General features: G+C 71.6%; 8 protein-coding genes. 5 read left to right on the top strand and 3 right to left on the bottom strand.

The window, feature by feature from the left end; translation table 11 throughout:
* Nucleotides 1–58 precede the first annotated feature (58 nt).
* From AB0G04_RS31925 to AB0G04_RS31935, 3 genes are all read left to right on the top strand, one after another.
* Nucleotides 59–1,921, top strand: coding sequence for a hypothetical protein (locus tag AB0G04_RS31925; protein WP_360990272.1), 1,863 nt, complete (start codon nt 59–61; stop codon nt 1,919–1,921).
* 211 nt (nt 1,922–2,132) lie between these two features.
* The gene (locus tag AB0G04_RS31930; RefSeq protein WP_360990275.1) at nt 2,133–3,653 is read left to right on the top strand and encodes a heme peroxidase family protein; all 1,521 of its coding nucleotides are present in this window, start codon (nt 2,133–2,135) and stop codon (nt 3,651–3,653) included.
* Between the two features lie 61 nt (nt 3,654–3,714).
* Complete coding sequence (locus AB0G04_RS31935) at nt 3,715–4,857, top strand: AI-2E family transporter (RefSeq protein ID WP_360990278.1); 1,143 nt, start codon at nt 3,715–3,717, stop codon at nt 4,855–4,857.
* Nucleotides 4,858–4,924: 67 nt separating this feature from the next.
* Here AB0G04_RS31935 and AB0G04_RS31940 read toward each other — a convergent pair whose 3' ends face one another.
* Nucleotides 4,925–5,308 (bottom strand): HPF/RaiA family ribosome-associated protein, encoded by a 384-nt coding sequence (locus tag AB0G04_RS31940; protein ID WP_360990281.1) that lies wholly within the window; start codon nt 5,306–5,308, stop codon nt 4,925–4,927.
* An 89-nt stretch (nt 5,309–5,397) separates the two neighbouring features.
* Here AB0G04_RS31940 and AB0G04_RS31945 point away from each other — a divergent pair, with 89 nt between their 5' ends.
* On the top strand, nt 5,398–6,213 hold the full coding sequence (locus AB0G04_RS31945; protein WP_360990284.1) for a hypothetical protein: 816 nt from the start codon (nt 5,398–5,400) through the stop codon (nt 6,211–6,213).
* Between the two features lie 58 nt (nt 6,214–6,271).
* The gene (locus tag AB0G04_RS31950) at nt 6,272–7,048 is read left to right on the top strand and encodes a M15 family metallopeptidase (RefSeq protein WP_360990287.1); all 777 of its coding nucleotides are present in this window, start codon (nt 6,272–6,274) and stop codon (nt 7,046–7,048) included.
* Between the two features lie 76 nt (nt 7,049–7,124).
* Here AB0G04_RS31950 and AB0G04_RS31955 read toward each other — a convergent pair whose 3' ends face one another.
* Nucleotides 7,125–12,269: a diguanylate cyclase gene (locus AB0G04_RS31955; protein WP_360990290.1), complete on the bottom strand. Its 5,145-nt coding sequence runs from the start codon at nt 12,267–12,269 to the stop codon at nt 7,125–7,127.
* A complete protein-coding gene (locus tag AB0G04_RS31960) occupies nt 12,266–14,596 on the bottom strand; it encodes a bifunctional diguanylate cyclase/phosphodiesterase (RefSeq protein WP_360990293.1) in 2,331 nt (776 codons plus the stop codon). Before AB0G04_RS31960 ends, AB0G04_RS31955 begins: the two co-directional genes overlap by 4 nt.
* Nucleotides 14,597–14,616: the final 20 nt, after the last annotated feature.

The following is a 14,616-nucleotide window of genomic DNA, read 5'->3' on the forward strand; positions in this document are numbered from 1 at the left end:
TTACCACTGGTAACCGCCGTGTGGCACTCTATCGATCATGTCGAAGCCAGAGCCCCGAGTGGCTGAGCGTTCCACCGAGGAACCGGTATCGGAGGAACCCGGCCGTCTCGCCCGCTGGGTCAAGGCAGATCCGGTCCGGGCTGTGGCTGTCGCGCTGATCGTGGCGTCCGTGGCATGGCGGGCAGCCATCGCCGACCGGGGCTGGTTCTCGCAGGACGAGTTCGTGATCGCGAACCGGGCCATCGACACCGGGCTGACCCCGGACTTCCTGCTCGGCGTCTTCAACGACCACCTGATGCCGGGTGGTCTCCTGATGGCCTGGCTGCTCATCCGGGTCGACGGGTTCGAGGGGTGGCCCTGGCTGCTGATGCTCGTCGCCGGGCAGGCGGCGGTGAGTGTGGCGTTCTACCGGCTGCTGCGTTCCCTCCTGCGCCCGGGATGGGCGCTCCTGGTGCCGCTGTGCATGTTCCTGTTCAGCCCGCTGACCCTGGAGGTCAGCTCGCTGTGGATGGTCGGCCTGCTGATGCTGCCGGTACAGCTGGCCATGGTCCTCGCTCTGGGGGCGCAGGTGCGCTACGCGCGCACCGGTCGTCACCGGCATGCGATCAGCCTGACGCTGGCGGTGCTGTTCGGCCTGGCGTTCGACACCAAGGCGCTGCTGATCATCCCGCTGGTGTTCCTGCTGACCGTCTTCCTGTTGAGCACCGGGCGCACGTGGGCGAGCATCTGGTCGGCGACCCGCCGGTTCTGGCCCGGCTGGCTGGCGCTGACCGCGGTGACCGCCGCCTACGTTCCGTACTACATGTCGCTGCCCCGGCCGCAGCTGCAGCAGCCCGGCTCGCCGAGCGGCGTGGTCACCTTCGTGGTGGACCTGATCGGAACCACCCTCGTGCCCGGCCTGTTCGGTGGCCCCTGGGTGTGGGAGTACGCCGGCGACGGCCCGCCCCTGGTCGACCCGCCCGACGTCGGTGTCTGGCTGGCCTGGGCGGCACTGCTGACCCTGATCGTGGTGACCGTGCGGACCCGCGCCTCGGCCGGGCGGGCCTGGCTGCTGCTGTTCACCTACGTCGCCATGGTCACGACCCTGTTCGTGGTCACCCGGCTCGGCGGCGCGCTCGGCACCCTCGGCGCCCTGGTCCCGCGGTACGTGGCGGAGGCGGTGGTGGTCGCGGCGCTGTGTGTCGGCGTCGCTCTGCTGGGCCTCCGCGACCGGGCGGAGCCGGGCGGGACGGCGCTGCCGGTGCCGCCGGTGCTGCGGGAACCGGGCGCCTACGCGGTCGGGCTGGTCGCCGCGGTCATCGCCATGGTGACGGTGTCGATGGGCACGCTGACGAGCATCGCCCGGTTCAACGACAACTGGCAGACGAAACACGCGAAGGCGTACCTGCAGACGTCGCAGGCCGAACTCGCCTCGATGGTGCCCGGCACGGAACTGGCCGAGGGCACCGTGCCGTACCAGGTCGTCGCCGGCTACTTCTACCCGTACAACATGCAGTCGCACTTCTTCCGCGCGGCACCGCTGCGGCCGAACTTCGTGACCGAGGCCGTGACGCCGTCGATGTTCGACGAGGCCGGGCGCATCCGTCCGGCGACGGTGGAGGGCATCGACATCCTGCCCGGACCCACCGACAACTGCGGCCACCAGGCCGGCTTCGGTGTACCCACCCGGATCCCGCTGGAGGCGCCCGCCCCGGACTGGCCGTGGTGGGTGTACATCGGATACCTCAGCTCTGGTGACGCGACCGTGACGTTCCGCCTGGGTGAGGGCTCGCACGACTTCGAGGCGAAGCGCGGGCTCAACCACATCTACTTCCGGGTGCAGGGCGCGGGCGACGCGGCGCAGCTCAGCGTTCACGACCCCGCGGTACGGCTGTGCACCCGGGACATCACCGTCGGGAAGCTGATCCCCCAGTCGTCGTGAACGGGCCGCACCCATGACCGCGGCCCGGCCCGGTGCCGCGCTGATTCCGGCGGCCACCGCCGTTCTCAACGCGGGGGGTCATCGCTGGATTCGGGTCGCTCCCCCGTCCGGAACGAAGCCTGCCTTGTCGGATTAAGCCGTCCAGCTGGTATTCGTCCGAAGGTGTCCCGCCATGTCGCAAAAGCCCCTATACCTGGCTACCTTCCTGGCCATGGCTGACACGAACATCGACCGGCGCAGGCTGCTCGCCGGAACCGCCGCGGTCGCGGCGACCGTGGGCACCACCGGCGCCGCCGCCCTGGCCACCCCGGCACACGCCGCGGCGGGCGCCCCGGCCGGCGCGCCCGCCGACTGGAAGCACGCCGTCGCCGGCAACCGGGGCAGCGAGATCGCGGTCAAGGCCGGCCGTGACAAAGAGGGCCGCTTCGGCATCATGTTCAAGAACACCGAGGCGTACGCGCCGCCGGAGGATCTGCTCAAGTCCCTGGCCGCGCAGATGGGCGAACCCAACACGCCGAACCCGACCGACCTGGACAACTCCCGGATCCCCGCCGGCATCACGTTCCTCGGTCAGTTCATCGACCACGACATGACGCTGGACCGGACGCCGCTGGCCGACGCCCGGGCCGATCCGCTGGCGCTCACCAACTTCGACACCCCGCTGTTCGACCTCGGTTCGCTCTACGGCCGTGGCCCGGCCACCGACCCGGACCTGTACGAGCCTGACCGCACCCGGATGAAGATCGTCCGCAACGCCAACGGCGTCGACGACCTGCCCCGCCGCGACGACGGCAGCGCCATCATCGGCGACGCCCGCAACGACGAGAACCTGATCGTCACCCAGCTGCACCTGGCCTTCGCCAAGTTCCACAACCGGACCCTGTCGACCGGGCTGGCCACCAACCTGGCCGAGGCACAGCGGCTCACCCGCTGGCACTTCCAGTGGATCATCATCCACGACTTCCTCGACAAGATCGCCGGTCCCGAGGTGGTCGGGCGCTTCCTCGACAACAAGGGCAAGGTCAAGCGCGAGTTTTACAAGCCGAAGAACCCGCACCGTCCGATGATGCCGATCGAGTACTCGGTCGCCGCGTACCGCTTCGGGCACAGCATGGTCCGCGCCGGATACCTGCTCAACCAGCGCAACAACCAGACCTCGGCCGCCGCGATCTTCGGCCAGGCCGGCGGGGACCTGCGCGGCAACCGGCCGCTGCCGGCCCGCCTCGAGATCGACTGGTGGCACTTCTTCGACGTACCCGGGAAGCCCGCGACTCCCCGCAACGCGGCCCGCCGCATCGACGGCAAGCTGTCCCTGCCGCTGTTCAACATGCCCGCCACCGTGGTCGACGACGGCACCCCGTCGCTCGCCGAACGCAACCTGCTGCGCGGCGTGCGGCTCGGCCTGCCCGCCGGCCAGGACGTCGCTGCCCGGATGGGCATCACCCCGCTCACCAACGAGCAGCTCGGACTCCCCGACCCGGCCGCCGCCGGCTGGCAGGGCAAGGCACCGCTGTGGTTCTACATCCTCAAGGAGGCCGAGCTCACCTACGCCGGGGAGCGTCTCGGCCCGGTCGGCGGACGGATCGTCACCGAGGTGATCCTCAGCATCCTGGATGCCGACAAGAACGGGTACCTCAGGGTCAACCCCGGGTTCCGGCCGGTCGCGCCGATCGCCCCGGCCACCGGGCAGTTCCGTACCGGAGACTTCTTGAAATTCGCCCTGAATCTCTGATCCTCGGACGGGCCGCGCGTCCCAGCGCGCGGCCCGGCGCCGGGGTCCTTAGGGTGATCGCATGGGCACCGGCTTGAATTCGAGAAAGACGCGAGGAGCGCTGCGCCAGTCGGCGAGCATCTCGCTCCAGCTGCTGCTGGTACTACTGGCGATGTGGGTGGCGCTGCGGATCCTCGGCAGCGCGTGGTCAATCATCTGGCCGGTGGTCATCGCGCTGCTGCTCACCACCCTGACCTGGCCGCCGGCCCGGTTCCTGCGCAGGCACGGGTGGCACCCCGCCCTCGCCGCCACACTGGTGACACTGCTCTTCCTGCTGGTCGCCGTCGGCACCATCGTCGGGATCGCGGTACCGGTCGGCGCGAAGTCCGGCGAACTGGCCGACCAGGTCGTCGCCGGTATCAACGAGCTGCGTCAGTGGGCCGCCGAACCACCACTGAAGATCACCGACGAGCAGGTCAGCGGGTATCTCGACACTGCCACCGACAAGCTGCAGGCAAGCGTCGGCGGCATCGCCACGGCCACCCTCAGCGGTGTCAGCTCTGTGGTGAACGGGCTGGTCAACACGGTGCTCGCGCTGTTCCTGATGTTCTTCTTCCTCAAGGACGGGCCGCGGTTCCTGCCCTGGCTCGGCCGTCAGCTGCCCGGCCGGCTCTCCGCCGACATCCCCACCGTCGCCGGCCGCTGCTGGGAAACGCTCGGCGCGTTCGTCCGCTCCCAGGCTCTGGTCGGTCTTCTCGACGCCCTCCTCATCGGCCTCGGCCTGGTGATCCTCGGCGTCGACCTCGCCCTGCCGCTCGCGGTGCTGACCTTCGTCACCGCGTTCATCCCGATCGTGGGTGCGCTCTTCGCCGGCTTCGTGGCGGTCATCATCACCTTCGTCACCAACGGGTGGACCGACGCGCTGATCGTGCTGGCCATCATCATCGTGGTGCAGCAACTGGAGGGGAACGTCTTCCAGCCGATGCTGCAGAGCCGCGGGCTGGGCCTGCACGCCGGCGTCGTGCTCCTGGCGGTGACCCTCGGCAGCAGCCTCTACGGCATCGTCGGAGCGCTGCTGGCCGTACCGGTGGCCGCGATGATGGCCGTCCTCTGGAACTACCTGCGCGAACAACTCACCGAAACACCCCCTGCCGCCACGGAACCGCCACCACCTCCGGCGGACCCCGTGCCGGCCACCGCCGACGCACCGGCCGCACCGGCCTGACGAACGACAGTGGCCCAGCCGTCGCCGGTTTCCCGATGCGATGGCTGGGCCACTGCTGTTCGTCGTGTCAGCTTTCCAGATCCACGGGCGCGGGCTGGGGCACCTCACGCAGGTGCCGGTTGTGCCGCGGCTCCCGGCGGGTCCGGACATCGTCGATCCGCCGGCGCAGATCGTCGCGGGCGTCCATCACGGCCGCGTGCAGATCGTCCTCCGACGAGGTCGTGACGATCTTCTCGCCGCCGCTGAGCCAGCACTCCAGCGTCACCTTCTGGCCACGGGCCTCCCGATCCTTCACCGAGATCTCCAGCTCGGTGGAATCGGCATGGTAGGACGCGAGCCTGGCGTCCAGGGTGCCGAACAGCTCGACCAGCCAGTTCCGGTCGCCCTGCGAGAATCCGGCCCCGACACGCAGGCACTCGGCAACGGTGGCCGGGTTGGCGACGGCAGTCATCTGTTCCTCCTCTGTCCGGCGAAACGGTCGAATCTTCCGTACCCGGCTCGACGGGATCGAATCCCGATTGACCACGTACGGATGATCACATGGTGGGAGCCGACGCGGAGCTGCATGTGTTCGACTACGACCGATACCGGGACGAGATCGTCCCGGCGCTGGCCGGGCTGCTGCATGGCACTCCCCCGGACTGGCTCATCGAGGTGATCCGCACCGCGACGCCGATCGACGATCCCGGCGACCCGATGTCCTGGCCGCACATGGCGCGACGACTCCACGAACAGCCCGTCGACCTCGCGGCCTGGTGCGACTGGCTCGGCACCGACCTGCGCTACCTCGGCGACGCGCCGGTGGACCGCACCCGCGGCGCGATGCTCCGATGCCACTCGCTGACCTGCCCGGCCGCCACGTGGTGCCCGATGCAGCGCGACCAGGACCGGCACGGCGTCGAAGGTCTCAACGCTCTGCACGAGGCGCTCATCGAGGTGTGCTGCCTCGGCGAGTCCACGTTCGTCGGCCGCTCCGTCACCCCGGACTTCTACCGGCCGGTGCTGGAGCGCCACGGCGTACCCGCCGGCGATCCGCTGCGAGGGCTGCTCGCGGCGCTGGCCACCCGTGGCGCCGCGCTCGGCTACCAGTTCGGCGTCACCGAGGGCATCCACGGCTGGCTCGACGGGCCGGAGACCACGCAGCTCGTCGAGGGTCTCGGCCGTCTCGACCTGCCGCCCGGCGAACCACTGTTCCCGGAGCTGCCCGCCCCACCGCCCGGCGAGTACCACGACTGGCGGGAGGTGAGCCTCTCCCGTGTACGCATGGTGGCCACCGCGGCTGCCGCGGCCGGCCGGGGCGTGCTGTGGGGCAACGACGTCGGGGACGGCTACTACAGTCAGAACATCAGGCTTTGAGCTGAGGAATGGCCGGTTCCCCGGCGCCGCGCGGACTTTCCGGCCACGCTGTACCGCTGTGGGAAGATCCTTTTCGGCATTCATCTGCGCGGTTCTCGTGGCTGCCGCGCCGGCACCGGCCTCGGCCGCGCCACCGGACTCGAACTACATCATCCGGCCCGGCGACACCCTGACCTCCATCTCCCAGCGGTACGGCGTACAAGTGTCCGAGCTGCGCGCGTGGAACGGGCTCAAAGCCGGGACACCGCTACGGATCGACGGCATGCTGCGGCTGACCGCACCCACCGCACCGCAGCCCGCCTGGCAGAGCCGCATCGAGACGGTGACCCCGGCCGAGGCGAACGGTGACCCGGCGAAGAAATGCCCGGTCCCGGCCACCGAACTGCGCCGCATCCACGTCCGGTACCTCGGCTTCGACGGCAACGCCCACGACGGCTGGGTGATCATGCATCAGACCCTGGCGACCGCCACCCGGGACGCTTTCGCCGACCTCTACCGCTGGCGCTTCCCGATCATGGCGATGCCGCCGGCCGTCGTTCCCGACAAGACCGTGCTGACCCTGGGGTACGAGTGCCGCTTCGTGGCCGGAACCACCAGATGGTCGCAGCACTCCTACGGCCGGGCCATCGACATCAACCCCCGCCAGAACCCGATGATCCGCGGCGACTATCTCGACCCGCCGAACAGCCGCACCTGGCTGGCCCGCCACAAGCACTGGCCCGGGATGATGCACGAGAACGGGGTCGTCCCGGCCTTCACGACCCGCGGCTTCTTCTGGGGTGGCCGCTGGATCACCCTGAAGGACTACATGCACTTCAGCACCACAGACCTCTGACCCCCGCCGCCGGACGACCACAACCGGCTCGATGCACCCCAAGGCCAAACCCGGCTGGCAGCTGGGAGCGGGTTGGTCAGTCGATCATTACGCGGTTCCGGCCGGACTCCTTGGCCCGGTACAGGGCGTGGTCGGCTCGGGCCAGCAGCTCGTCCAGGGTGGCGTCGCCGGGAACCAGGCTGGTCAGACCGACGCTGATGGTCACCGGCAACGGGCCGGCCTGGGTCGGGACCGGATCGGACGACACCGCCAGCCGGACGCGTTCGGCCAGTTCGGCGGCGTGGCCCTCATGGTCGGGCAGGACCGCGGCGAACTCCTCGCCACCGTATCGGCCCAGGACGTCGGAGTGGCGCAGGCAACCGCGGATACGGGCGGCCACGGTACGGATCACCTCGTCACCCACCCCGTGCCCGTACGTGTCGTTGATGGCCTTGAACTTGTCGATGTCGAGCATGAGGGCCGCCAGCTGGCGGCCGTTGCGGGCGGCGGCGAGCACCAGCGCGCCGGCGATGGCGTAGAAGTGCCGCCGGTTGTGCTGGCCGGTCAGTTCGTCGGTGGTGGCCAGCTCCTGGACGCGGCTGAAGAGCCGGGCGTTCTCGTAGGCGGCCATGCCCTGGGTGGCCAGTGCCGCCGCGACCTGCCGGCTGGTGTCGTCGAGTCCACTGCCACCGACGAGGACGACACCGACCGGGCCGTCGCGGCCGGTCAGGGGTACGACGAGGGCGGCCGGCGTTCCGCCGAGCAGCCTTTCCCGTACGCCGGCCGTGGTTGCCGGGTCGAGGAGTTCGGGGGCGTCGGCCTCGAAGTACGGCACCTGCGTGCCGACCACGTCGGACGGCACCGGCCCGGTCACCTCGAGCACGTCGCCGGAGGGGTTGATCAGGCAGGCCGCGGTCCCGCCGAGCTGGGTCCGGAGGGTCCCGCACAGGTGGCGCAGCAGGACATCGGGTTCCAGGATGGCGGTGAGTTCGGCGAGGCTGGCCCGCAGCATCTCGGCGAGTGCCTGCTGCTGGCGCGCGGCCTGGACGGCGGAGTGCAGCTGGGCGGCGCGAGCGGTTTCCAGCGACACGGCGACATGGCTGCTGACGGCGGTGAGGACGGCGACGTCGTCGTCGGTGAAGATGCCGCGGGCGAGGCGGCTGTCGAGGTAGACGACGGCGACCATCCGGCCCTTGAACTGGACGGGGGCGATGAGAATGCTGCGCAGGCCGTGCACGACGGCGCTGCGGGAGCCGAGCGCGGCGCCCTGTTCGGTGCCGGTGATGACGACGGGTTCGCCGGTCTCGGCGACCCGCCGGACGAGGCTGGTGCCGTACTCGCCGGTGTCGGCGAGGTCGCCGGAGCCGTCGCGGGCGGCGTAGCGGACCGGTTCGCCGCTCTCGTCGAGCAGGAAGAAGATGGCCCGTTCGGCGCCGAGGATGCGCAGCATCTCGTCGAGGGCGACGCTGGCGAGCTGCTGCGGGTCCAGGATGGTGGCGGCGGCGGTGCCGACCTGCTGCAACGCTTCGAGGTGGCGGTTGCGGCCGCTGGCCGGGCGGCGTTCGGCGACGGTCCGGCGGTGCGTGCCGGCGCCTTCGTCGACACCGAATTCGGTACGGGTCTGCCGGCGCCGCTGTTCCCAGCCGTGGAAGGCGGCCATCCCGAGCGCGAACCGGGCCTGCCGGTCGGCCTCGTTGGCCAGCCCCATGGCACGCAGGGCACGGGCCCGGATGCGGAACACCTCGTACTGGACGAACGGGGCGTCCACCTTGCGCAGCCGCCGTTCGGCCTCGTCGGCGATCTTGATGCAGCGCTGCGGGTCGCCGGACGCGAGGTGCAGCGAGGCCTTGGTGGTGAGGTGGACGCAGCGCAGCAGCGGGGTGCCGCCGACCCGCCCCAGGGCCTTGATCGCTGTGGCGGCCGCGGCGAGCCGGGCCGGCCGGTCGGCGTCGGAGGCGTAGCGGAACTGGATGAGCCGGGCGTGCGCCTGGTAGACGTAGATCCACCGGTGCTGCGGCATGAGTTCGCTCTTGCGCAGCTTGAGCTCGTGGAACTCGTCGAACACACCGAGCAGCTGTTCGCCGACCTCGCCCTGTTCGATCAGGAAGCATGCGGCGGCGGTGAGCATGTTGGCCCGCTGCACCCGGGTGCCGGTGCCGGGCGGGAACGCCTCGCGGAGCCGTTTGAGGGCGGCGGCCGCATCCCCGAACCGGCTCTGCCCGGCCGGGACCATGACGCTGAGCATGCCGAACGAGGTGCCGAGGAGACCCTGCTGGTCGTTGAGGCGCTGCATGCCGCGCTCGTACTCCCGGGCGGCCTCCTCGACATAGCCGCGCAGGAGGTAGCGCAGCCCGAGGGTGGCATAGCCGGGGATGAGCTGGGCGGGCACGTACCAGCGAGCGTTCCTGGTCGTCGTCCGTTCCCAGGCGGTGCCGTCGTCGGCGCCGCTGAACAGCTGGGCCGCACCCTGCAACCACTCCACGTAGGCGCCGAGCGCGGGATCACCGAGCTCCGCGGCGACCCCGGCGGCCCGGCGCAGGCACCGGTCGCTGGTACCGCGCAACTTGATCACCGCGGTCACGTAACCGATCACGCCGTAGACGCGCACGTACTCCGGACAGGGACCGAGCCGGTTCACCGCGTACATGGCCCGCAGCGCGAAGATCCCGGCTTCCTTGAGCCGCAGGCCGATCGCAGCGGCATAGCCGCCACCGTCGAGGACGGCGGCAAGCGTGGCCTGCATCTCCCGGTCCGCGCCGCGGGCGGTTCCATAACCGAGTCCGGTACGCCGGACGAACGCGCCCGCCATCGCGATCAACAGTGTCTGGATCAGGGCGAACAGTCCCGCACCGGGCACCGGCCGGCGTAGTTCGGCGAGCGCGGTACGGGTCGTTTCCAGGGCGCGGCTGTCGTCCCACACGGTGTGGTATAGCTCGATGCGGGTGGTGAGCAGCCGCGCCCGCTGGAGCCGGTCGGGTTCGGCGGCGAGGGCCCGGTCGAGCACCGCGCCGGCCTCGTCGAGCCGGCCACCGGCCAGGTACGCCCGGGCCAGCACGTGCAGCAGCCGGCTGTCGGGTGCCGGGTCGCCGTCGACGGCGTCGGTGAGGTAGTCGATCGCCTCGGCCGGGGCCTGGTCGGCGAGCGCCCGGCGGCCGGCGGTGGCGGCACTGCGGCGGCGGTCCTCGGGCGAGACGGCGTCACCGGCCTGCCGATGGTGGCGGGCCACGGCGTACGCGTGGCCGTCGTCCCGCAGGTCCTCGGGCAGTTGCTCCAGTGCCCGGGCCAGGTCGGCGTGCATCTTGTGCAGGTCGTTCTCGGTGAGCCGTTCGAGGAGGACGTCTCGCAGCTGCGGGTGGACGAACGCGTACCAGCCGCCGGGCCGGGACTCCAGTACGTGCCGGTCGGTGGCGGCGGCGAGCGCGCTGAGGACCCGGTCCGGTTCGCCGAGCACGAACAGGGTTTCCGGCCGGAACCGGATACCGGCCGCGGCGGCCACGGTCAGGCAGTCCAGGGTCTCGTCGGGGATGCCGGTGAGGCGGGCCGCGATGAGGTCCCGTATGTCGGAGGCCGGGGGCAGTGCGTCGGCGCCGCGCTCGTCCAGCCGCCAGGCACCCCAGAACGGGCTGACCAGGCCGGCGTCGAGCAACCGCAGCAGGTAGCTGACGACCGCGAGCGGGGTTCCGTCGGTACGGGCGGTCACGTGCCGTACCAGATCGACGGGAACCTCGGCGCCGGGCAGGCGGGAGGCGATCACGTCGGCGACGGCCGGCGCCGGCAGGGGCGCGCAGGTGACCTCCAGGATGCCGGCGGTGTCCAGGCCGGCGGCCGGGTCGGCGGCACCGTCCGGGGCGGTCAACAGGATCAGCACCGGCAGACCGGCCAGTTCGGCGGCGAGTTTCTCGATGAGCTGACGGGTTCCGGAGTCGAGATGCTGGGCGTCGTCGACGACCAGAAGCAGGCCACCGGAGCGGGTGGCGAGGTCGCCGAGGAACACCGCGCCGGCACCGAGCACGTGCTCGTCGCCGCCGCTCACGGGCTCCCCGGAGACGGCCGGGAGAAGGTCGCCGAAGAGCCGGGCGAGCAGACCCGGCCCGGCTGCGGCCGACGCCTCGGCGACGTGCTGATCGACGGCCGCGCGCTGGTCGGGCGTCAGCCGGCGTACCCCGGCCCGCCAGGCGGCGGCCGCCTCGCGGACGGCGGCCAGCGGCGAGGCCTCGTCGGGGCGGCAGGTCGCCCAGAACACCGGCAGCCCGGCGGCGGACGCCTCGGCGGCGACCTCCGCGGCGAGGCGGGTACGGCCGGAACCCGCAGCGCCGCGGATGACCGCGAATCCGCCCTGTCCGGCCCGCGCCAGTTCCCATCGGCGGCTGAGCCGGCCGGCCTCCTCGTCGCGTCCGCGCAGCGGCCAGCCGGAGACCGCCGCCTGGTCGGCGGCCTCGCCTCCGGGGCAGCCACGCAGGTCGGCGAGGAGCGTCGCGGCGTCCGGGTAGCGGTCGTCGGGGTCCTTGGCGAGCAGCCGGGACACCACGGCCAACAGGGCCGGGTCGATGCCGGGGCGCAGTGCGGCGAGGTCCGGCACCGGCGCGGCAAGGTGCAGACGGAGCAGTTCGCCGACGTCGTCGGCCTCGAACGGCAGCCGGCCGGCCAGGCATTCGTAGAGGACGACGCCGAGTGAGTAGAGGTCGGACCGGCCGTCGACCGGCCGTTTGAGCATGCCGGACTGTTCCGGCGAGCTGTACAGGAAGGTGCCGACCGCCTCGTCGGTGTCGCCGCGTTCGGCGCCGACCTGGGCCAGGCCGAAGTCGATCAGGGTGGCCGGCTGGTCCGGGCCGACCATGATGTTGCCCGGTTTGATGTCGCGGTGCACCAGCCCGAGACGGTGTGCGGCGGCCAGGCCCCGGGCCAGCCGGGCGGCCATCGCGACCACCCACTCCTCGGAGAGCATCCCTCCGCCGAGCTGATCGGCGAGCGAGCCGCCGGCCAGGTGGTCCAGGATGAGGGCGGGCACCCCGTCGAGTTCGCCGACCGCGTGCACCCGGACCACACCGGGGTCGTCGATGCAGGCCAGCAGGGCGGCCTCACGGCTGAACTCGGTCCGGATCTCCGGGTAGGCGCTGGCGTCGGCGAGCGGGCGCTTCAACGCGTACCAGCGGTCGCCGCGACGAGCCCGGTGCACCATCGTGAACGCGCCACGGCCGAGTTCATCGGCCACTTCCAGGCCAGTCAGCCCCGCATCCGTCACTTGACACTCACTCCGAGTCCGGCGTCACCATGTTCATCGGCCGGCATCGGGCGAAGCTGAACGTTCGCGGCCTCGGCCAGCAGATCGGTCAGCTCCGGCGCCGGGATCGGGCGGGCGAAGTGGTACCCCTGGGCCCGCTGGCAGCCGAGGGCGCGCAGCAGGTCGGCGTGGTAACGGGTCTCCACCCCCTCGGCGACGGTGATCAGTCCGAGCCCGGCGGCCAGGTCGACGATCGCCCGGACCAGGGTGGCCTGCTGGGTGTCGGCGTCGTCGGCCGGCATGAACGAACGGTCGATCTTCAGCACGTCGATCGGCAGATCACGCAGGTAGGCCAGCGACGAGTAACCGGTGCCGAAGTCGTCGATCGCCACCCGTACGCCCTCCGCCCGAAGTGCCGAGAGGTGCAGCAGGGCCTGCGCCGCGTGCGCACCGGAACGCACCAGCACGCCTTCGGTGATCTCCAGGGTGAGGGCGGTGGCCGGCAGGCCGCTCGCCCGCAGCGCGGCAAGCGTCTTGACGGTGAAGTGCGGGTCGGCGAGCTGACGCGGGGACACGTTGACGGTGACGGTGGTGCCCCACTGCCGGTGCCAGACGGCCGCGTCGGCGCAGGCGCGGCGCAGCACCCATTCGCCGAGGGCGACGATCAGGCCGCTGTCCTCGGCGGCCGGGATGAACAGGTCCGGCCCGATCGGGGAGCGTCCCGGCGGCAGCCAGCGGGCCAGCGCCTCAACCGCGACCGGGCGGGCGTCGTCGAGCGTGACGATGGGCTGGTAGTACACCGCGAACTCGGCCGCGTCGACGGCCGCACGCAGCCGTTCCAGCAGGCGGATGCGGTCGGCCTGCTCCTGGCGCATGGCCACGTCGAAGACCACGGCCTGGTCCTTGCCGGCCGCCTTCGCCGCGTAGAGGGCCAGGTCGGCGTCGCTGAGCACCTCCACCGGGCCGGCGGCCGGGCCGAAGACGCGGATCCCGACGCTCGCCGTCACGTGCAGCGGCTGCCCGCCGGCGGTCACCGGCGCGCGCATCGCGGCCAGCACCTGCTCGGCCACGGCGGTAGCCGCGGCCGGCCCGGCATCCGGCAGCAGCACGGCGAACTCGTCGCCGCCCAGCCGTACGGTGATCGAACCGTCCCCGGGCGAGCCGGTGGTGAGTCCGCGGATCCGGGCGGCGACCGACACGAGCAGGTCGTCCCCGGTGGGGTGCCCGAAGCGTTCGTTGACGTCCTTGAATCCGTCCAGGTCCATCAGGATCAGCGCGCCGCCGTCCGGGCCGGCGAGCCGGTCCTCCAGCTCGACGCGGTTGAGCAGCCCGGTGAGTGCGTCGTGGCGGGCCTGATGACACAGCGTGCGCTGCAGTTCGGCCTGCTCGTGCAGGGCGTCGCGGAGGCTGGCGGCGCGCCGGTCGGCCAGGCCCGTGGTGTGGGTCAGGCGCAGCACCAGCAGCAGGGCGGTGAGTGCCGTGGCGGCCAGCGGGACCGACAGGGCGGCCAGATCACGCTCGGCAATCAGCAGATATCCGGTACCGGCCGGGCCGACCATGACGAGCACGACGTTGCCGGCCGGTGCGAACCGGTGCACGCGGCGCTCCGGGACGGCGCCGGTCGCCTGCGGACGCCAGGCGGCGGCCCCGATCAGCAGGAAGGCGAGCACCCAGCCGGAAGCGCTCCAGCCCGGCCCGGCCCACGAACCGCCGGACGCGGCGGCGAGGAAGTAGAGCACGTCGGCGACCGTCAGCACCGAGACGGCGGCCAGCAGCAGCCGGTCCGTCCGGGTGAGCCTGCCGTGGGCGACGATCATGCGGGTGGCGGCGGCCAGCACGAGAAGATCGAGGGCGGGGTACGCGAGCGCGCACGCCGCTCCGGGCCAGTACCCGCGCTCGATCACGAACGGGTCGTAGAGCAGCACCCACATCAGCACGGCCCCGGTGCACAGCATGATGCCGGCCTCGGTGAGCCCGGCCCACGCCGAGCCGCCACGATTGTCCGACATGCCCAGCAGACCGGCCGCCAGCAGCGGGTACATCCCCACGTAGATGAGGTCGACGACGGTCAGCCCGTCCGGCGCGGGCAGTCCGGCGGCCATTGCGGCGCCCCACACCCCGTTCGCCAGCGCGCAGCACAGCATCGCGCCGGCCACCGGCCACCAGGCCTGCCGGCGCGTCAGGTGGTTGCGGCGCACCCCGTTGCGGACGGCGAGGAGCGCTGTCCCGGCGACCACCACGTAGACGAACTGCCGTTCCGTGTCGCCGAGCAGCGGGGCCGCCAGCGTCAGGAGCACACCGGCGAGCAGCAGCCACCGGCCGCGATTTCGTTCCTCCGAGGTGTCCATCCCACCACGATCGCCGCCGT

This window comes from Actinoplanes sp. NPDC023801, from assembly GCF_040639655.1.
Taxonomy (GTDB): Bacteria; Actinomycetota; Actinomycetes; order Mycobacteriales; family Micromonosporaceae; genus Actinoplanes.

Coding starts and splice junctions, on each gene's coding strand:
- AB0G04_RS31935 (WP_360990278.1), top strand. CDS start 3,715: ATGGGCACCGGCTTGAATTCGAGAAAGACGCGAGGAGCGCTGCGCCAG.
- AB0G04_RS31960 (WP_360990293.1), bottom strand. CDS start 14,596: ATGGACACCTCGGAGGAACGAAATCGCGGCCGGTGGCTGCTGCTCGCC.
- AB0G04_RS31930 (WP_360990275.1), top strand. CDS start 2,133: ATGGCTGACACGAACATCGACCGGCGCAGGCTGCTCGCCGGAACCGCC.
- AB0G04_RS31945 (WP_360990284.1), top strand. CDS start 5,398: ATGGTGGGAGCCGACGCGGAGCTGCATGTGTTCGACTACGACCGATAC.
- AB0G04_RS31940 (WP_360990281.1), bottom strand. CDS start 5,308: ATGACTGCCGTCGCCAACCCGGCCACCGTTGCCGAGTGCCTGCGTGTC.